The sequence below is a fragment of the Reyranella humidisoli genome, from assembly GCF_019039055.1.
Classification (GTDB): Bacteria; Pseudomonadota; Alphaproteobacteria; order Reyranellales; family Reyranellaceae; genus Reyranella; species Reyranella humidisoli.
In genome coordinates this window covers 281,092-299,297 of record NZ_JAHOPB010000003.1, presented here as the reverse complement: position 1 = coordinate 299,297, position 18,206 = coordinate 281,092, and the positions used below count along the sequence as shown (strand labels likewise).

The 18,206-nt window shown below is 66.8% G+C and carries 16 protein-coding genes and 1 tRNA gene; 9 read left to right on the top strand and 8 right to left on the bottom strand.

Annotated elements, in window-relative coordinates; translation table 11 throughout:
• The first annotated feature begins 249 nt into the window (after positions 1-249).
• On the top strand, positions 250-810 hold the full coding sequence (locus tag KQ910_RS24960) for a thermonuclease family protein (RefSeq protein ID WP_216966425.1): 561 nt from the start codon (positions 250-252) through the stop codon (positions 808-810).
• A gap of 13 nt (positions 811-823) precedes the next feature.
• On the opposite strand, the gene KQ910_RS24955 is transcribed toward KQ910_RS24960, so the two are convergent.
• Together KQ910_RS24955 and KQ910_RS24950 are read right to left on the bottom strand one after the other, a co-directional pair.
• Positions 824-913: transfer RNA gene (locus KQ910_RS24955), tRNA-Ser, on the bottom strand.
• Between the two features lie 198 nt (positions 914-1,111).
• Positions 1,112-1,465 carry a hypothetical protein gene (locus tag KQ910_RS24950; protein WP_216966424.1) on the bottom strand — a complete coding sequence of 118 codons (354 nt, stop codon included), beginning with the start codon at positions 1,463-1,465 and terminating at the stop codon, positions 1,112-1,114.
• Between the two features lie 271 nt (positions 1,466-1,736).
• Here KQ910_RS24950 and KQ910_RS24945 point away from each other — a divergent pair, with 271 nt between their 5' ends.
• Positions 1,737-2,726, top strand: coding sequence for a Bug family tripartite tricarboxylate transporter substrate binding protein (locus tag KQ910_RS24945; RefSeq protein ID WP_216966422.1), 990 nt, complete (start codon positions 1,737-1,739; stop codon positions 2,724-2,726).
• 15 nt (positions 2,727-2,741) lie between these two features.
• On the opposite strand, the gene KQ910_RS24940 is transcribed toward KQ910_RS24945, so the two are convergent.
• Together KQ910_RS24940 and KQ910_RS24935 are read right to left on the bottom strand one after the other, a co-directional pair.
• A complete protein-coding gene (locus KQ910_RS24940) occupies positions 2,742-2,903 on the bottom strand; it encodes a hypothetical protein (RefSeq protein WP_216966420.1) in 162 nt (53 codons plus the stop codon).
• Between the two features lie 95 nt (positions 2,904-2,998).
• Entirely contained in the window at positions 2,999-5,527 is a 2,529-nt protein-coding gene (locus KQ910_RS24935; protein ID WP_216966418.1) for a tetratricopeptide repeat protein, read from the bottom strand.
• A 300-nt stretch (positions 5,528-5,827) separates the two neighbouring features.
• Between KQ910_RS24935 and KQ910_RS24930 the strand changes: the two genes are divergently transcribed.
• Positions 5,828-6,820, top strand: coding sequence for a Bug family tripartite tricarboxylate transporter substrate binding protein (locus KQ910_RS24930; protein WP_216966416.1), 993 nt, complete (start codon positions 5,828-5,830; stop codon positions 6,818-6,820).
• Between the two features lie 34 nt (positions 6,821-6,854).
• Complete coding sequence (locus KQ910_RS24925; protein WP_216966414.1) at positions 6,855-8,492, top strand: thiamine pyrophosphate-dependent enzyme; 1,638 nt, start codon at positions 6,855-6,857, stop codon at positions 8,490-8,492.
• On the opposite strand, the gene KQ910_RS24920 is transcribed toward KQ910_RS24925, so the two are convergent.
• On the bottom strand, positions 8,489-9,031 hold the full coding sequence (locus KQ910_RS24920) for a CYTH domain-containing protein (protein ID WP_216966412.1): 543 nt from the start codon (positions 9,029-9,031) through the stop codon (positions 8,489-8,491). The genes KQ910_RS24925 and KQ910_RS24920 overlap by 4 nt on opposite strands.
• Before the next feature lie 15 nt (positions 9,032-9,046).
• Here KQ910_RS24920 and KQ910_RS24915 point away from each other — a divergent pair, with 15 nt between their 5' ends.
• Positions 9,047-10,186 carry an alanine racemase gene (locus KQ910_RS24915; RefSeq protein WP_216966410.1) on the top strand — a complete coding sequence of 380 codons (1,140 nt, stop codon included), beginning with the start codon at positions 9,047-9,049 and terminating at the stop codon, positions 10,184-10,186.
• A gap of 1 nt (position 10,187) precedes the next feature.
• Here the strand turns inward: KQ910_RS24915 and KQ910_RS24910 are convergent, their stop codons facing one another.
• Entirely contained in the window at positions 10,188-10,955 is a 768-nt protein-coding gene (locus KQ910_RS24910) for an SDR family NAD(P)-dependent oxidoreductase (protein ID WP_216966407.1), read from the bottom strand.
• A 59-nt stretch (positions 10,956-11,014) separates the two neighbouring features.
• On the opposite strand from KQ910_RS24910, the gene KQ910_RS24905 reads away from it, so the two are divergent.
• From KQ910_RS24905 to KQ910_RS24890, 4 genes are all read left to right on the top strand, one after another.
• A complete protein-coding gene (locus KQ910_RS24905) occupies positions 11,015-11,776 on the top strand; it encodes an SDR family NAD(P)-dependent oxidoreductase (RefSeq protein WP_216966405.1) in 762 nt (253 codons plus the stop codon).
• A gap of 50 nt (positions 11,777-11,826) precedes the next feature.
• Positions 11,827-12,972, top strand: coding sequence for an MFS transporter (locus tag KQ910_RS24900; protein WP_216966403.1), 1,146 nt, complete (start codon positions 11,827-11,829; stop codon positions 12,970-12,972).
• Complete coding sequence (locus KQ910_RS24895) at positions 12,969-13,628, top strand: DsbA family oxidoreductase (RefSeq protein ID WP_216966402.1); 660 nt, start codon at positions 12,969-12,971, stop codon at positions 13,626-13,628. Before KQ910_RS24900 ends, KQ910_RS24895 begins: the two co-directional genes overlap by 4 nt.
• A 193-nt stretch (positions 13,629-13,821) precedes the next feature.
• Positions 13,822-14,499, top strand: a complete 678-nt coding sequence (locus tag KQ910_RS24890; protein WP_216966400.1) for a TetR/AcrR family transcriptional regulator — start codon at positions 13,822-13,824, stop codon at positions 14,497-14,499.
• Here KQ910_RS24890 and mfd read toward each other — a convergent pair.
• Both mfd and KQ910_RS24880 read right to left on the bottom strand, forming a co-directional pair.
• Positions 14,393-17,890 (bottom strand): transcription-repair coupling factor, encoded by a 3,498-nt coding sequence (mfd, locus tag KQ910_RS24885; RefSeq protein ID WP_369408441.1) that lies wholly within the window; start codon positions 17,888-17,890, stop codon positions 14,393-14,395. The genes KQ910_RS24890 and mfd overlap by 107 nt on opposite strands.
• Positions 17,890-18,159: an FAD assembly factor SdhE gene (locus KQ910_RS24880; protein ID WP_216966398.1), complete on the bottom strand. Its 270-nt coding sequence runs from the start codon at positions 18,157-18,159 to the stop codon at positions 17,890-17,892. The genes mfd and KQ910_RS24880 overlap by 1 nt, the downstream gene beginning before the upstream one ends.
• Positions 18,160-18,206 lie beyond the last annotated feature (47 nt).

The window sequence follows — 18,206 nt, the reverse complement described above, 5'->3', positions numbered from 1 at the left end:
GGGGCTTACGAGACCACCATGCCTTCATAGAAAAGTAAGCGAGGGAGAGCTTCGGACCCCAAGTCCCATGCCCGTCCCATGCACACCCGAAAAGTTCCCGCACTCTCACTACAACTAAAAGCGTTCGTTGGGAACCATCGCAGCGAGTAGCGCGTCATCAAGATAGAGTGCGGGTGTGACCACGAGGGCACAGGCAGATGCGTTGTGCGGTGCTATAAGCCGCCCATCAGAACCGCCGCCGCACAATTCATGTCGTCCAAAGAAAACTCCTGGCCAACCGTCGCAATCGCCGCCCTCCTCGCCACGATGGCCATGACGGCCATGACGGCCAGCGCCGCCGCCCAGTCCGCGGACGACGACACCGTCCTGCCGCCGGTGCCGAAGCCGCGATTCACCGTGGTGGATGGCGACACGGTCAGGTTCGGCCCGCAAACCGTCCGCCTTTTCGGCATCGACGCACCGGAGCGCAGCCAGACCTGCGACGACGGCCAGTGGCGCGCCGGCCTGCTGGCGCGCAAGGCGCTGGAGGATTTCATCTCCGGCCGCCCGGTCAACTGCAGGCTGGTCGACACCGACAAGAAGACCAATCCGCCGGTGGCGCAGTGCTTCGCAGGTGAAGACGATCTGCAGGAGAAGATGGTCGCCGCCGGCTGGGCGTGGAGCCTGCCTGGCAGCAAGGAGCGCTACGCCTCCGAGGAGCGCGAGGCCATGGAACGCAAGCTGGGCGTCCACGGCCACAAATGCGTCTCACCCGCAGAATGGCGCGCCATGCTGCGTCGCGAAGCCATCCGGCGGGAACAGGGCGGCTGAGGTGCCGGCAATATGGCGGAGGGGGTGGGATTCGAACCCACGGTGGGCGTGAACCCACGCCGGTTTTCAAGACCGGTGCCTTAAACCGCTCGGCCACCCATCCACTAGACCGCCAAAAGGCCTGTAATTCCGGGCCTTTTACCGGAGGCTGCGCCGGAACGAAAGCCGAATTGCCCCCGAATGGGTCATGTCGACCGCGCTGATCGCCGCATTGATGGCCTCCGAGGTCTCGTCGTCGCGCTTGTCCAGCAGGTGACTTTAGAGCTGAAGCACGCTCACAGGCCGACATGACCGCAGCTTTTTACCGCAATTTTCTCTTCGCCGCCGTGAGCTGCCAATGAAGTTCAATAGCGGCACGCTCCAGTTTGAAAGATGGATGCGCCCGGCATGTTGCGATCAATTGGGTTAGAAGTTCTTCGGATGTGCGATCTTTGAGAACATAGCCCGCCTCACCGGCCGGATTGCCCTCAAGATCTCGGGCGAAGAGGTAGCCGATGAGCCAATTCATTGCATCGCGATGGGTGCCCTCTTCCGTAGTGATCTGAGAGCATTGAAGGCCGCCGGCGCCGACCAGCATGCCCTGAGAATTACCGGCATGAGGGAAAAGGCCTATGGCGAACAACAAAATCGAAGCCAGTACGCGTGAGGTTTTCATCGGGGGCTGAGCGGCTCTGCGGTTTCAGCGCTCATTCTCACTCAACGTTCTTCAAATGTGCAAGGGCGTGGGGCGGTGCGTTCCGGCGGGAGTGGCCTGCCGCGCATGCCGCACCGTCACCGTGAGCTAGGTGACCTCGTGGAACGGCGGATCGTCCCGGCGTCGAGCTCGGGTCAGGCCGCGCCGGTTGCTGTCGTGGTCATGGGTGCGCGTGAGTCGAATCCGGCGCCGTGCTAGCCTTCCGGCAAAAGCAGAACGGGAGGAAGCAGGAATGACGAGGACGACTCGCCGCCAGGCGCTGGGACTCTTCGGTGCGTCGGCCGCCGCGGGCGCGTGGCCGGCCTTCGCGCAGGGCACACCCTTCCCGTCGAGGACCATCCGGCTGGTGGCGCCACATGCGCCGGGCGGCAACTCCGACACCTTTGCCCGCATCCTGGCGCAGAAGCTCGGCGAGCGGATCGGGCAGCAGGTCGTGGTCGAGAACCGCACCGGCGCCGGCGGGACTGTGGGCAGCGCGCTGGTCTCCAAGAGCACCCCCGACGGCTACACGCTGGTGGTGGCCGACAACGGCACGCACGCCATCGCGCCGACGCTCTACGGCAGCAAGCTCTCCTACGATGTCTTCAAGGACTTCACGCCGGTCATGCTGGCCGCCACCTTCCCCACGGTAATCATGATTCATCCCTCGGTGCCGGCGCAGACGCCGAAGGAGTTCGTGGCGCTGGTGAAGAGCCAGCCCGGCAAGCTCACCTACTCCTCGGCGGGAACGGGTAACGGCTCGCACCTCACGATCGAGCTGTTCCGCACCGCCGCGGGCGGGCTCGACATGGTGCACGTGCCCTACAAGGGCGGTGCGCCGGCGGTGCAGGCGCTGCTCTCGGGCGAAGTGCAGATGACGGCGGTCAGCGTCAATACCGCTCTGCCGCACATCCAGTCCGGCAAGGTTCGCGCGCTGGGCGTGGCCTCCTCGAAGCGCTCGCCCGCCCTGCCCGACGTGCCGACCTTCGCAGAAGGCGGCATCGCCTTCGAGGGCGACAGCTGGCTCGCGATCATGGGCCCGCCCGGCATCCCGGCCGACATCGTGGCCAAGCTGAACCAGGAGATCACCGCGACGTTGCGCGAGCCTGAGACGCGCGAACGCTTGGCGAAGATCGGCCTCGAGGTGGTGGCCTCATCGCCGCAAGGTCTGACCGAGGTGCTGCAGCGCGACGTGCCCAAGTGGGGCAAGGCGGTGAAGGACTCCGGCGCCGTCGCCGACTAGCCTCGCCGACGACCTTCAGAAGGGGCGTATGAAGCGGATCACGGCCCAGATCACCACCACGATCGTTGCGGCGGCGAGCCACAGGCGCTGGCGCCGCACGAGGGCAAGCAGGCCGAAGATCACCACGAGTGCGATGGCGATGAGGTCGGTGGAGGCAATGTAGCCGTTGAAGAACATGTCGTATCCCCCTTTTGGGTTGGGAGGACGCCGACAATCGCGCCGCTCCGGCTTCCTTCATAATCGGGAAGCCGGAGCGCGCACAACGCGCGGCTTCAGTTGACGCCGTAGCGCTTGAACTCCTCGGCGATGTTCGGCTGGATGCCCGACGCGGTCGACATATCCGAAATACCGGCCGGCCCCTGGCCATTGCGCGCCCGGGCGAGCCCGCGGCCGTAGAGAGCGCGGGCGCGGTCGGGATCTGTCTGGAGCGACAGATTGTACTGCGCGATCGCCTTGTCGTACTGCTTCATCTTGAGATTGATCAGCCCGATATTGTCGTGCGCGTAAGGATCGTTCGGCACAAGCTTCAGCACCTCGTTGCAGTCGGCCAGCGCCCCCTCGAGATTGGAGCCCATCACGGCCCGAGTGAGGCAACGGTTGTTCAGCGCCGGCGACATCTTCGGATCGAGCTTCAGGGCCTCGTCATAGTCAGATACGGCTTTGGCGTAATCGCTCTTGTTGAAGTAGGCGATGCCGCGGTTGAGGTACAGGTTGGCATCGCGAGGGCGCAGCCGGATCGCCTGGTCGAGGTCCTCGATCGCGTTCTCGTATTCACCCAGGTTACTGTAGAGATTGGCACGGCTGGCATAGATGCGCGGGTTCTTCTGGTCGGTCTTGACAGCCTGCGTGTAGTCCTCGATTGCGCGGCCGGCATCGCCGCGGAACGCCATGACCTGCGCGCGGTAGTAAAGCGCCGTCGGATTGCCCGGTGACAGGCGCAGCGCATCGTCGATGTCGGCGAGCGCCCGCGGATAGTCCTTCTTCAGGCCGTAGGCGAAGCCGCGCTGGATCAGCCCATTGATGTCATCGGGGCTGATCTTGAGGGCGGCATCGAAGTCGGCGATCGCCTCGTCGATCCGGTCCTTGAAGATCTTCGACATGCCGCGGTTGATATAGGCCAGCGGTTCCTTGGGATCGATTTCGATCGAGGCCGTGTAGTCGGCAATCGCCTTGTCGTAGTTGTCGATGCGGTGATAGGCGGCGCCACGCTCGAAGTATGCGAAAGCCATGCCCGGCGCGAGTTCGATGGCGCGGTCGAGGTCGGCCACCGCCTGTTCCGTCTTGTCCATCTTGAGGTAGGTGGCACCGCGTCCGAGATAGGCGCGCGGCTCCTTGTCGTTAATCTCTAGCGCGGCCTCGAAATCCTTGACCGCCGCCTCGTACTCCTGCTTGTCGATCATCGCCATGCCGCGCTGGTAGTAGGCATTGGCCACCTGGTCGGCGGTCTGCGCCGCCGCCGGATCCTTCTTTCCGTCCTTGTCCTTCTGCGTGAGCTTCAGGATCTCGGACGTCTGCAGCCCGAGCCGGACGGCCTCCGTGAAGTCGGTGATGGCGCGGTCCGGATCGTTGCGCTGCCGCCACGTGACGCCACGGTTGATCAGGGCGTTCACTTCCTTTGGATTGAGCTTCAGCGCCAGATCGAAGTCGGCGACCGCCTCCTCGAACTTGCCCTTCTTCGTGTAGTAGACGATCCCGCGATTGACGAGCGGGTTCGGGTCCTTGGGCGTGAGTTCATGGGCGGCGGTGTAGTCGGCGAGCGCGTTGTCGGAATCGCCGATGCGATGATAGGCGATGCCGCGCTGCATGTGGGCGAAGGCCTGGCCGGGCGCCAGCCTGATGCTTTCCGTGAAGTCGGCAATCGCCTGCTTCAGGTCGTTCTTGTACATGTACGCCGCGCCGCGGCCGACCCAGGGCGCGCCGTCGCGCGGATTGAGGCGGATCGACTCGGAGAAGTCGGCAATCGCCTTGTCGTAGTCGTTCTTGTCGTACCAGGCGAGGCCCCGCTGGAAATGGACGAAGGCGGCCTGCAGCGCGATGCGGTTGGCCTCCTGCTGCGGCGACTTGGCGAGCTGGCTGGTGACCGAGTCGGGCACGATCGTGAGCGATACCGGCTGGATTTTCTCCGGCAGGATCTTGATGGCCGTGGTGAAGTCCGCGATGGCCTGGTTAACGTCGCCCTTCTTGCGATAGACGATGCCGCGGTTGGTCCAGGCGCTGATTTCCTTGTTGTTGATCTTGAGCGCCGAGTTGAAGTCGGCGATCGCGCCCTCGTTGTTGTCCTTGCGCGTATAGAGCACGACGCCGCGGTTGATCAGCGGAAGCGTATCGCGCGGCGCGAGCCGTATGGCATCGCTGTAGTCGATGATCGCACGATCGGCCTCGCCGATCGTCTGATGCACGACGCCGCGCTGGATGTAGAGATGCGGGTTGAGCGGCTGCGCCATGACGGCGTCGTTGTACATGCGCACGGCCGTGCGAAAGTCGGACTTGGAGCGCTTGTCGCTGTCGGGCCCTTTCCACGACATGCCGCGATGGAGATAGGCAAGCGCGAGCGCGCCGCCCGAAGCCAGGCCATTGTCGATCACGTCGGTGCAGGCCTCGATCTTGCCCTCCGCGCTGGCGCCGGTCATGCCGTAGCAGACATCGACTTCCGAGGGCTCGCCCGGCTTCCTGGCCTTCCTCGTCGCGGTCTGCTGCGCCGGCTGGGCGGGCCCGGCTTGCGCGGGCGCGGGCTGCGCCTGGCCTGCCGGTACAGGCTGGCTTGCAGGCCGCTGCTGCGCCACGAGCGGCGTCGCGGCCACGGAACACAGCGCTCCCAAGGCAGCGCCGCGGGCAACCCAGCGCGCTGCGACCCAACGCTCAAAACCCCACATGACCATTCCTCTTGCCGGTGCGCGATGGCCCCCAAAGCCATTTTGCACCTGATCGGCGAATGTACCCAATGGAGGCGACTTTTCAGATATTTGGAAGGCAGTGGCAAGGCCGGCTACGCCCCAAACCGGACACAATCCCGGGACTTTATCAAGGCATTCGGGCCTCCCCCATCGACGGCAGGCCCGGTTTTTGGCACGCTCCCTGCCGTCAAAGGGAGGAAACAAGAAATGACAATCGGCAAGCGTCTGATCGGACGCCGCACGGTCGTGGGCGGAATCGCCGCGGCAACCCTCGCCGCTCCGGCCCTCGTGAAGGCCCAGGGCACCTATCCAAACAAGACCATCCGCTACATCAATCCGTTCCCGGCCGGCGGGGCCACCGACACGCTGTCGCGCATGTTCTGCGCCAAGATGAGCGAGCTGAGCGGGCAGCAGTGGATCGTCGAGAACAAGGGTGGCTCCGGCGGCAATGTCGGCATGGACGCCCTCGCCCAGTCACCGCCCGACGGCTACACGCTGGGCCTCGGCGGCATCGCCAGCCATGCCATCTCGCCGACGCTCTATGCGAAGCTGCCGTTCAACGCCAGGACCGACTTCACATTCATTTCGACGATGTGGCAGTTGCCCAACATGCTGGTGGTCAATCTCGATGTGCCGGCCAAGACCGTGCCTGAGCTGATCGAGCTCCTGCGCAAGAACCCCGGCAAGTATTCCTACGGCTCGGCCGGATCGGGCACGACGCTGCACCTGTCGGGCGAGCTGTTCAAGCTCATGGCCAAGGTCGACATCATCCATGTCCCCTATCGCGGTGGCGGCCCCGCGATGCAGGACCTGCTGGCCGGCCAGATCCACATGATCTTCGACAACATCCCCGGCGCGCTGGCCCAGGCGCGCCCCGGCAAGGTACGGGCGCTAGGCGTAACCTCCGCCAAGCGCAGCCCGGTCGTGCCGGACGTGCCCGCCATCGCCGAGACCCTGCCGGGCTTCGACATCAACTCGTGGACCACGCTCACGGGCCCCGCGAAGCTGCCGCCCGAGATCGTCACCCGACTGTCGGATCTGTCGAAGAAGGCGCTGGAGAGCGAAGACCTCAAGGCCAAGTTCTTCGACCAGGCCGCCATTGCAATCTGGCGCAGCCCGGCCGACACCCTGGCCTACCGCGATTCCGAGGAAGCCCGTCTCGCGCCGATCATCAAGGCATCGGGCGCGCGCGTGGAGTAGCGCGAACCCGGCCTGGCGCGTGTAGACTGAGGGCATGCAAACCCTCACCACCGCCCAAACCGTCGTGTCGATGCTGGAAGTGAACGGCATCGACACCCTCTTCTGCCTTCCCGGCGTCCAGAACGACCCGTTCTTCGACGCCCTCTACGATCGCACCAACGCCATCCGGCCGATCCACGCGCGCCACGAGCAGGCCTGCGCCTACATGGCGCTGGGCTATGCGATGGCCTCCGGCAAGCCCTCTGCCTACGTGGTCGTGCCCGGGCCGGGCTTTCTCAACACGACGGCGGCGCTGTCGACCGCCTATGCGGTCAATGCGCCGGTGCTGGCGCTCACGGGCCAGATCCAGCAGTCGATGATCGGTCGCAACGTCGGCTTGTTGCATGAGCTGCCCGACCAGCTGGCGATCATGCGCGGCCTCACCAAGTGGGCCGACCGCATCCCCTCGCCAAGCGCCGCGCCCGGGCTTGTGAATGAAGCCTTCCGCCGCCTGCTCTCGGGACGCCAGCGTCCGGTCGCTCTCGAATGCGCGATGGACACCTGGGCGCGTCGTGCGCCAGTCGAGCTGATCGGCACGGCCGCGCTGGCCGATCCCTGCCCGGTTGACGAGGACGCGGTCGAGCGCGCCGCCAGGCTGCTGGGCGGTGCCGAGCGTCCGATGATTGTCGTCGGCGGGGGCGCCCAAGGTGCGGGTGAATACGTGCAGCGCATCGCCGAGCTGCTCGATGCGCCCGTGATGACCGGCCGCATGGGCCAGGGCGTGATCGACGGCCGCCATCGCCTCTCTATCACCTCGCCGGCCGGCTACCAGTTCTGGGGCGAGGCCGATGTCGTGCTGGCCGTCGGCACACGCCTGCAGCCGCAGCAGCAGAACTGGGGCATCGACGACACGCTGAAGATCATCCGCATCGATGCCGACAGCGAGGAACTCGACCGCCAGCGCAAGCCGGAGATCGGAATCGTGGGCGACGCCACGGCGACGCTGAGGGTGCTGGCCGATCGTTTGGCCAAGCACAACATGAAGCGCAACGGCCGGGCCGAGCAGGTTGCCGAGATCAAGGCAGCGTCCACGAAGAAGATCCGCGACCTGCTGGCGCCGCAGATCGCCTACCTCGAAGCCATGCGAAAAGCCCTGCCCGAGGACGGCATCCTGGTCGATGAGCTGACGCAGATGGGCTACGCCGCCCGCTTCGCCTGGCCGACCTACAGGCCGCGCACCTTCCTGTCGCCCGGCTACCAGGGCACGCTGGGCTGGGGCTACGCGACCTCGCTCGGCGCCAAGATCGCCAAGCCCGACAGCGCCGTGCTGTCGATCAGCGGCGACGGCGGATTCATGTTCACCGCGATGGAGATGGCGACGGCCGCCCAGCACGGGATCGGCGTCGTGGCCGTGGTGTTCAGCGACGGTGCCTTCGGCAACGTGAAGCGCATCCAGCAGCAGTCGTTCAACAACCGCACCATCGCCACGGACCTGCGCAATCCGGACTTCGTGAAGATGGCCGAGAGCTTTAGCATCGATGCGGTGCGTGTCGGATCGCCCGACGAACTGAGCGCGGCGATCTCGCGCGGCATCGCCAAGGGCGTGCCGCTCCTGATCGACTGCCCGGTCGGCCAGTTCCCCGATCCCTGGTCGCTGGTGACACTGCCGAGGATCAGGCCACGGAAGAGCTAGGCGATCCCGCCGTTCGCCCGAATGTCGGCGAGCAGCTTGGTGGCATGCGTCTGGTCGGCAATGCGCTTGGAGGTGAAGCGCGGGTCCAACGCCGGCGCCGTCATCAGCAGATGCGCTGCCAGGAAATCCGGCAGCGGCGGTGGCTCGTTCTGCTCTTCCGGCATCTCGACCTCGGCCATGGCGAAATAGGTCGAGGCGTCGTCGCGCTTGAAGAAGTCGACGTCCCAGTGATAGCGGCCTTCGCTCCATGAGTAGCGGACCTTGACCAGTGTCTCCTTGCGCTGCGTCCACAAGCGCGCGAAGTCGATGGCGCTGAGGCCGGTCTCGATCTCGACGACCTGCCCCTCAATGGTGCGCTTGTATGTGAAGACGTGCTCGGTCCCACCGTCGCCTTCCAGGGAGCGGATGCGCAGGCCCGGCGCATCGAGATAGGCCTGCCGCAGCAGATGGCGCGCGACGCCCGGCCGCCGGCCCAGCTCCGCCTCCAGGTCCGTCGCCTGTTCGTTCAGGACAAATTTGCGCTCGTTTTCGATCGGCATGCTAGAATCGCCACCATGGCTACACAGACAATCGACGACCTGCCGACTCCCGCGCTCATTCTCGACCGGGCGATCCTGCGCCGCAACCTCAAGCGCATGAGCGAGCGCCTTCAAAAGGCCGGTGTGATGCTGCGCCCCCATCTCAAGACCGCCAAGTCGGTCGAGATCGGCCGCATGGCCGTCGAGGGCCATGACGGGCGCATCACCGTCTCGACCCTGGCCGAGGCGCGGTACTTCGCCGATGGTGGCTTCAAGGACATTCTCTACGGCGTCGGTATCATCCCCGCGAAGCTCGCGGCCGTGACCGAACTGCGCCGGCGTGGCGTGAACCTGCGAGTCGTTACCGACAATCTCGCCGTCGCGAAGGCTATCGCCACGGCGGCGAAAGATAGCAACACCTTCTCCGTATTCATCGAAATCGACAGCGGCGGCGGCCGCGCCGGCCTTCCCTATCCCGCCCTGCCCGGCCTGCTCGACATCGCGCGCGTGCTGCACGAGGCACCGGGCGTCGATCTCGCCGGCGTCATGACCCATGCCGGTCACTCCTATCACCAGAGCACGCCCGACGGGATCGCGGGCGTCGCCGAGCAGGAACGCGTGGCCATCGTGACTGCGGCGGAAAAGCTGCGCGCAGCCGGCATTCCCTGCCCGATCGTCTCGGGCGGCTCGACGCCGACGGCGATGCATTCGCGCGACTTCACCGGCATCACCGAGATGCGGCCGGGCGTCTATGTCTTCAACGATCTCGACCAGGAGTATATCGGGTCGTGCGGCGCGGGCGACATCGCGCTCTCGGTGCTGGCCTCGGTGATCGGCCACTATCCGCACCGCAACCAGATGCTGGTCGATGCCGGCGCGCTTGCCCTTTCGAAAGACATCAGCGCGCAGGAATTCCAGCCCAAGGTCGGCTACGGCACCATTGCCAACCCGCCTGCGGCTGGCATGGCCGTGATCGAATGCTCGCAGGAGCACGGCTTCGTCGCTGCCGACGAACCGCTGCCCTACGGCAACCTCCCCGTAGGCACGCGCGTGCGCATCCTGCCCAACCACGCCTGCATCACCGCTGCGGCCTACGACCGCTACTACGTCGTCGACAGCGACCTCGACGGCGGCAGGTCGGTGGTGGACGTCTACGACCGCATCAACGGGTGGTGAGCTACAGCGAACTCACCGTGTGGCCGCCGTCGACCGTGATCACGCTGCCGGTCATGAACGCGCCCGCTTCCGACGCGAGCAGCAGCAGCGCGCCATCGAGATGCTCGGGCTGGCCGATGCGCCGCTGCGGAATGCGGTCGATCAGGCGCTGGCCGCCCGGGGTCTTCCAGAAGTCGCCGTTCATCTCGGTCTCGATGTAGCCGGGGCAGATCGCGTTGACGCGGATCTGGTAGCGCGCCCACTCCATAGCGAGCGCGCGCGTGAGATGGATCAGACCCGCCTTCGAGGCGTTGTACGGCGCCACCTGGCCGATCGTGCGCAGACCCAGGATCGAGGCGATGTTGACGATCGAGCCCGGCCGCTTGGCCGCCACCCAGCGCTTGCCCGCCGTCTGCGTCATCAGCCAGGCGCCACGCAGGTTGGTGTCGACGACCGAATCCCAGTCCGCTTCCGGCATGTCGAGTGCGGGCTTCACGATCGAGATGCCGGCATTGTTCACCAGTATGTCGACCGGCCCGAGAGCCGCCTCGACCTTGTCGAAGGCCGCCGCGATCGACGCCGCCGACTGCACGTCGAGATCGACCGCCAGCGCCCTGGCGCCGCCCTGTTGCAGTTCCGCCTGAAGAGAGGCCAGCCGGTCGGCGCGCCGCGCCGCGATGGCGACCGAGGCGCCAGCTTCCGCGAGCGTGCGCGCAAAATGCACGCCGAGACCAGACGAGGCGCCGGTCACCAGGGCCACTTTGCCGCTAAGGTCGAATCGCTTGGACATGCCGGACGCTCCACTGTTTCATGCCGGCCTTATAGGCGAGCGACCCGTTCGGAGGAAACATGGACCTCGGTCTCAAAGGCAAGCGCGTGATGGTAACTGGCGGCACGAAGAGCATCGGCCGCGCCATCGTCGACACCTTCCTGGCCGAGGGCGCGGTCGTGGGATTTTGCGCTCGCGATGCGGCGCTGGTCAGGGAGCGCGAGGCCGAATGGCGATCGCAGCAGGGCCGCGCCACCGGTACCGCGCTCGACGTCACCGACAATGCCGCGCTGAAGGCGTGGATCGACGGTTTCGCGGCCGACGGCGGCATCGACCATTTCGTCGCCAACGTGAGCGCACTCGGCACCGACAACACGGTCGAGGGCTGGCGCAAGGCCATCGAGATCGACCTCGTCGCCACGGTGAACGCGGTGCTGAACGTCCGCCCTCACCTGGAGGCGCGCGGGTCCGGCGCCACGCTCACCATCATCGGCACGACCTCGCTGGTCGAGGTCGCCGGCCCCACCCAGCCCTACCGCTCGGTGAAGGCCGCGCTGGTGCCCATGATCAAGTCGATGGCGATCGAGATGGCGCCGAAGGGCGTGCGCGCCAACATGGTTTCGCCGGGCACCATCCTCGAGGACGGCAACACCTGGGGCCGCCAGCGTGACGCCGGCAGCGACCGCTACAAGCGTTCGCTGGCACGCAACCCCACCGGCCGCATGGGCACGCCGCAAGAGGTGGCGAACGCCGTCGTGTTTCTGTCCGGCACGCCCGCCTCGTTCATCACCGGCGTCAACATGGTCGTCGACGGCGCCATCACCGCGCGGGTGCAATACTGACGCCTGCCCGCACGCCATGGCCGCTGGTCGCCCTGCTGGTGGCGGCCGGCATGGTCGCGGCCTTCCAGGTCGGCAAGGCACCCCCCGCCCTCCCGTCGATCCGCGACGATCTCGGCGCCACGCTGGAACAAGCGGGCTGGCTGCTCTCGGTCATCAACCTGATGACGGCGCTGGGCGGCATGGCGATCGCACTGACGGCCGACCGCATCGGCCACCGACGGCTGGCGATCTTCGGCACGCTGCTGGCCGGCGGGGCGAGCCTCGCCGGAGCCTTCGCGCCCAATGTCGACTCGCTGCTGGTCGGTCGCATCCTCGAGGGGCTGGGCTTCATCAGCGTCGTGGTGGCCGTGCCGAGCCTGCTGCTGCGCCTCACGCGCCCTGGCGACCAGCGGCTCGCCATGGCGATCTGGAGCACCTACATGCCGGCCGGATCCGGCATCATGATGGTGATCGCGGCCGTCGTGCTGCCCGGCACCTCGTGGCGCATCGTCTGGCTCGTCGCGGCGGCCGCGGCGGGGCTGATGGCCGCGGCGCTCCTGCTGCTGGCCGTTCCCCGGCGCGAACTTGACCCGCTCCCGGTCACGCCCCGGCCTTTGCTTTCTGAGATGAAGGAAGTGGCAACCAGCGGCGGCCCGCTGGCGATCGCGCTCTGCTTCGGCGCTTATGCCTGCTGCTGGTTCGCCATCATCGGCTTCCTGCCGACCCTGCTGACCGAGCGGCTGGGCTATTCGACCTCGACCGCCGCCATCGTCACCGCCGCCGTCGCCATCCTGAACGTCACCGGCAATCTCGGCGCCGGCTGGCTGCTGCACCGTGGCGTCCCCAGGGTGGCGGTGATCGTCGGCGCCTGCCTCTCGATGAGCCTGTGCGCCGCAGGCATCTTCGTGAGCGGCGTGCCCGACCTGCTGCGGCTCGTCTTGGCCGGGGTCTATTCGGCGGTGATCGGGGTCGTGCCCGGCGCGCTGTTCACTGCCATCCCGGTCCATGCCCCGCGCCCCGAACTGGCCGGTGCCTCGACCGGCCTGCTGATGCAGGGCTCCAACATCGGCGGCCTTCTCGGTCCGCCCATCACCGGCGCACTTGTGGCGGCCGGCGGCTGGCCGAGCGCGGCCTGGCTGACCACCGGGGCGCTCGCCGTGGCCGCCGCCGCCGGCCTCTTCCTGCACTGGCGCGAAAGGCATAAACTCGCGCCATGATCTACGTCGACATCGTCTCCGATACGATCTGTCCCTGGTGCTACATCGGCAAGCGCCGCTTCGAGCGCGCGCTGGAGCAGAGCGGCCGCACGGACGTCGCGATCGCCTGGCGTCCCTTCCAGCTCAACCCCGACATGCCGGCCGAGGGCATGACGCGCGACGACTATGTCCGCGCCAAGTTCGGCGGCGGCGACCGGCCGCGCCAGATCTACCAGGCGATTGCCGAGAGCGGCCGGGAGGCCGGTATCGAATTCCAGTTCTCACGCATCAAGCGCACCCCCAACACCGTGCTCTCGCACCGGCTGGTCCACTGGAGCGCCAAGGTCGAGCGGCAGGACGAGGTCGTGGGCGAGCTGTTCAAGGCCTATTTCGAGGAAGGGCTCGACATCGGCGATCGCGATACGCTGATCGAGGTCGCTGTTCGCGCCGGCATCGAGGAGGACCTCGCCCGCCACCACCTCGCCAGCGACGAGGGCCGCCAGGAGGTCGTTGCCTCCGACGTCTATGCGCGACGTCTCGGCATCAACGGCGTGCCCTGCTTCATCGTGAACCGCAAGTACGCCGTCTCCGGCGCCCAGCCCCCGCCCGCCTTCATCGAGGTCTTCAACCTCGCCGAACGCGACGCCGCCACGAGCGCGGCACAATCAACCGCGTAGCAACCTTCGGCAATTCACCACTGACCTCATCCTGAGGAGCCACGCCTAGCGTGGCGTCTCGAAGGATGGGCAACGCACGCCTTGTTTGTAGCGACCCTTCGAGACGCGGCCTGCGGCCGCTCCTCAGGGTGAGGTCGTGCGCATTCAGCCATTTCATATGTCAGATATCATATGATATGATCATCGACATATCATGCCCATCAGCGCCACCCGCAAGGCCGCCATCCGGGCCGAGATCGTCGAGCACGCCGCGCGGCTGTTCCGGCTGCGCGGTCACGCCGGAACCAACATCGACGACATCATGCTGGCGGCCGGGCTGACGCGCGGCGCCTTCTATGCCCACTTCACGTCGAAGGAGGCGCTGTTCGCCGAGATCGTGCGAATGGGGCACGGGCTGCTGCCCAGGCTGCGCGCCGCCGAAAAACCCGAAGCCGTACTGGACGCCTATCTCGACCGCGAGACACTCGCCGCCAGCGCGCAGGGCTGCGCCCTCGCCTCTCTCGCCGGCGACGTGGCGCGAGCGCCTCTGGCGGCGCGGCTCGCCTATGCCAACGTGCTCCATGGCGTCATCGCCGAGCTTGCCAGGGGAAAGCGGCGTGCGCTCGATGCCGACGCAACGGCCATCGCCATCCTCGCCGTGGGCGCCGTGACCCTGGCGCGCGCCTCGGGCGATACACGCCTCAGCGACTGGCTGCTGCGCTGCGCCCGGCGCACGGCCAGGGCCCTGATGAAACCGAAAGCGAAGCCCAGACCGAAGAAGTCGCCTAAGCGGCGAGCTTCGCCAGCGAAGAAACGATCGACGTCACGCCCGAAAGCCGCTGCCGCTCGTCCTTCCAGACGCGCATCACGATCACGCGGTGGTCGGGCCTGAGCTTCACCAGCGGCGCGTTTTTCTGGATCCAGCCGATCAGCCGGTCGGGTCGCTCGAACTTGTTGTCGTGGAAGCTGAAGACGACGGCCTTCTCGCCGGCGTCGATCTTCTCGACCTGGGCGGCGCGGCAAAGCAGCTTGAGGGCCACGGTGTTCAGGAGGAATTCGGCCTCGACCGGCATGCGGCCGAACCGGTCGACCAGTTCGGCGGCGAAGGAATCGATCTCGCCCTGGTTGGTGAGACCGCCCAGACGCCGGTAGAGGCCCATGCGCACCGACAGATCGGCCACGTACTCCTCGGGGATCAGAACCGGAATGCCGAGATTGATCTGGGGCGACCATTCCGACTTCTCGGCTTCCTGCGAGCGGCCGCGCGCCGCCGCGACGGCCTCCTCCAGGAGCTGCTGGTAGAGCTCGATGCCGACCTCCCGGATGTGTCCCGACTGTTCGTCGCCCAGCAGGTTGCCGGCGCCGCGGATGTCGAGATCGTGGCTGGCGAGCTGGAAACCCGCGCCCAGTGTGTCGAGCGTCTGCATCACCTCGAGGCGCTTGGCCGCCGACTCGTTCAACGCCCGTCCCGGCGGTACGGTGAGATAGGCATAGGCGCGCGTCTTGCCACGGCCGACCCGGCCGCGCAGCTGGTAGAGCTGCGCGAGGCCAAACATGTCTGCGCGATGAATGATCATCGTGTTGGCATTGCGGATGTCGAGGCCGCTTTCCACGATGTTGGTCGAGAGCAGCACGTCGAACTTGCCTTCGACGAAATCCTGCATCGTGTTCTCGATGGTGGTCGGCGCCATCTTGCCGTGCGCCATGCCCAGGCGAATCTCCGGCACCAACTCGCGGATCTCCGCCGCGACCGAGGCCAGGTCCTCGACCCGCGGGCACACATAGAAAGTCTGGCCGCCGCGGAACTGCTCGCGCAGCAGCGCCTCGCGGATCGTGACGGCGTCGAAGGGCGTGATGAAGGTGCGCACCGCCAGTCGATCGACCGGCGGCGTGGCGATCAGGCTCATGTCGCGCACGCCGGTCAGAGCGAGCTGCAGCGTGCGCGGGATCGGCGTCGCGGTCAGTGTCAGCACATGGACGTCGGCGCGCAGCTCCTTCAGCCGCTCCTTGTGGCCGACGCCAAAATGCTGCTCCTCGTCGACGATGAGCAGGCCGAGATCCTTGAACTCGACGCTCTTGGCCAGCAGCGCGTGCGTGCCGCACACGATGTTGACGGTGCCGTCCTTCAGCCCTTCCTTGGTGGCCTTGGCCTCCTTGGCCGGCACCAGGCGCGACAGGCGGCCGATGTTCACCGGCATGCCCTGGAAACGCTCGACGAAGGTACGGTGATGCTGGCGGGCCAGCAGGGTCGTCGGTCCGATCACGGCCACCTGCTTGCCCGACAGGGCCGCCACGAAGGCCGCGCGCAAGGCGACCTCGGTCTTGCCGAAGCCGACATCGCCGCAGACCAGCCGGTCCATCGGCTTGCCCGACGACAGGTCGTCCATCACGTCGGAGATGGCCTGGAGCTGGTCGTCGGTCTCGGCATAGGGGAAGCGCGCGCAGAATTCCTCGTAGAGGCCCTCGGGCGGGCTCAGCGTCTCGCCGCGCCGGATCGCGCGCTCGGCGGCGATCTGGATCAGGCGGTCGGCCATGTCGGCGATGCGCTGCTTCAGCCGTGCCTTGCGCGACTGCCAGGCGACGCCGCCCAGACGGTCGAGGACGGCGCCCTCCTCTCCCGCGCCATAGCGGCTCAGCACGTCGATGTTCTCGACCGGGACGAAGAGCTTGTCGCCGCCTTCATAGGTCAGCCGAAGGCAGTCGTGACGAGCGTTCTGGATTTCGAGCGTGACCAGGCCCTCGTAGCGGCCGACGCCATGCTCGCGATGCACCACCAGGTCGCCGTCGCTCAGCGCCGAGGCTTCCGCGATGAAGCGCTCCGAGGGGCGCCGCTTCTTGGCGGGACGCGACAGGCGGTCGCCGAGGATGTCCTCCTCGCCGATGACCTCCAGCCCGTCGAGCACGAAACCATGCTCCAGCGGCCAGATCGCTATGGCCAGCACACCTGCCGGCAGCGCCTGCACCATGGCGTAATCGGCGGCCATCACCGGTGTGGTGGCGCCGTGCTCCTGCAGGAGATGCTGCAGGCGGGTCGTCGAGCCGTCGGTGTAGCCCGCAACGACGATGCGGCGGCCGGCGACGTTGGCGGCCTTCACATGCTCGGCGACCTTGTCGAACAGGTTCACGCCCTGCGCCGTACGCGCCTGGGCGAAGCCCTCGTGGCGACGGCCGCCGAGGTCTATCGTGTTCACAGCACCTGGCGCAGAATCGAACGTCGAGAACTGCGCGAGCGTGCGGCCCTCCAGCAGCCGATCCCACTCGGATGGCTTGATGTAGAGCCGTTCCGGCGGGACGGGCTTGTAATCCGCGCCCCCCGTCATGCCGCCCTTGGCTCCGGTCTTCTGGCGCGCGTCGTAGTAGTCTGCGATCAGCTCGTAGCGCGCGGTCAGGGCCTCGCCCGCCTCATGGTCCGCCGTGACGAGGGCGCCGGGGCAATAGTCGAGCAGCGTCTCCATATGGTCGTGGAACAGCGGCAGCCAGTGCTCGACACCGACATGGCGTTGACCGGCCGACACCGCCTCGTAGAGCAGGTCCTCGCCCGAGACGTTGCCGAACAGCTCGCGATAGCCGCTACGGAAGCGCTCGATGCTCTCGGGCGTGAGCAGCAACTCGCTGACCGGCAGCAGCACGACCTCGTCGCGATTGCCGGTGGAGCGCTGGCTCATCGGGTCGAACGAGCGGATCGCTTCCAGCGTGTCACCGAAAAGGTCGAGGCGCAGCGGCTCGGTCGTGCCGGGCGGAAAGAGATCGAACAGCCCGCCGCGCACCGCGAATTCGCCCGGCTCCATGACCGTCTCGGCGCGGCCGTAGCCGTTCTCGGAGAGAAACTTCGTCAGCCAGGCCACGTCGACCGTCTGGCCCTTGCGCAGGATGGTGGCGGCCTCGGCGTAGAGGCTCCGGGGTGGCACCCGCTGCAGCGCCGCGCCCACAGAGGCGAGGATGATCCGCGCCGGCGCGCCGGGCGTCCTGGGGGTCGCCAGCCGGCTCAACGTCTCCAGCCGCTCGGCCACGATGTCGGGATGCGGCGACATGCGGTCGTAGGGCAGGCAATCCCAGGCCGGGAACACCAGCACCTCACGTTCGGGGCTGAAGAAGCGCAGCCCGTCCTGCAGCCGTTCCAGCCGCTGCCCGTCGCGCGCCACGTGCAGAATGTCCGCACCGCCGGTCGCGCGCGCCAGCTCGGAGAGGACCATCGCATCGGCGCCCTCGGGCAGGCCCGCGATCGTCCACTTGCCTTGCTTGCGGGGGATCGCTGCCAGGGCGTTCACGAACGGCAGGGACACTAGAACCTCACGCGAAACGCCAGAAGCTTGCGCACCACCGGCGTGTCGTGATCGGCCGGAACCGCGGTCTTGCCCGACACCCAGTCGTAGATGTCGTTGTCGCCCACCTCAAGCAGGCGCTCGTACTGGTCGAGCTCCGCGGCGCCGAATTCATCGATGTGGGCGCGCGCGAATTGGCCAAGGAGGATGTCGTTCTCCTTGTTGCCGCGATAGGTGCTGCGGTACAGCAAACGCTTCCGGCGCGTTACCAGATCCGTGTCGGCGGTCATGTTTTCCCCAGTCCCGGACCAAAAAGGGGCGTAGCATATAGGCGGCG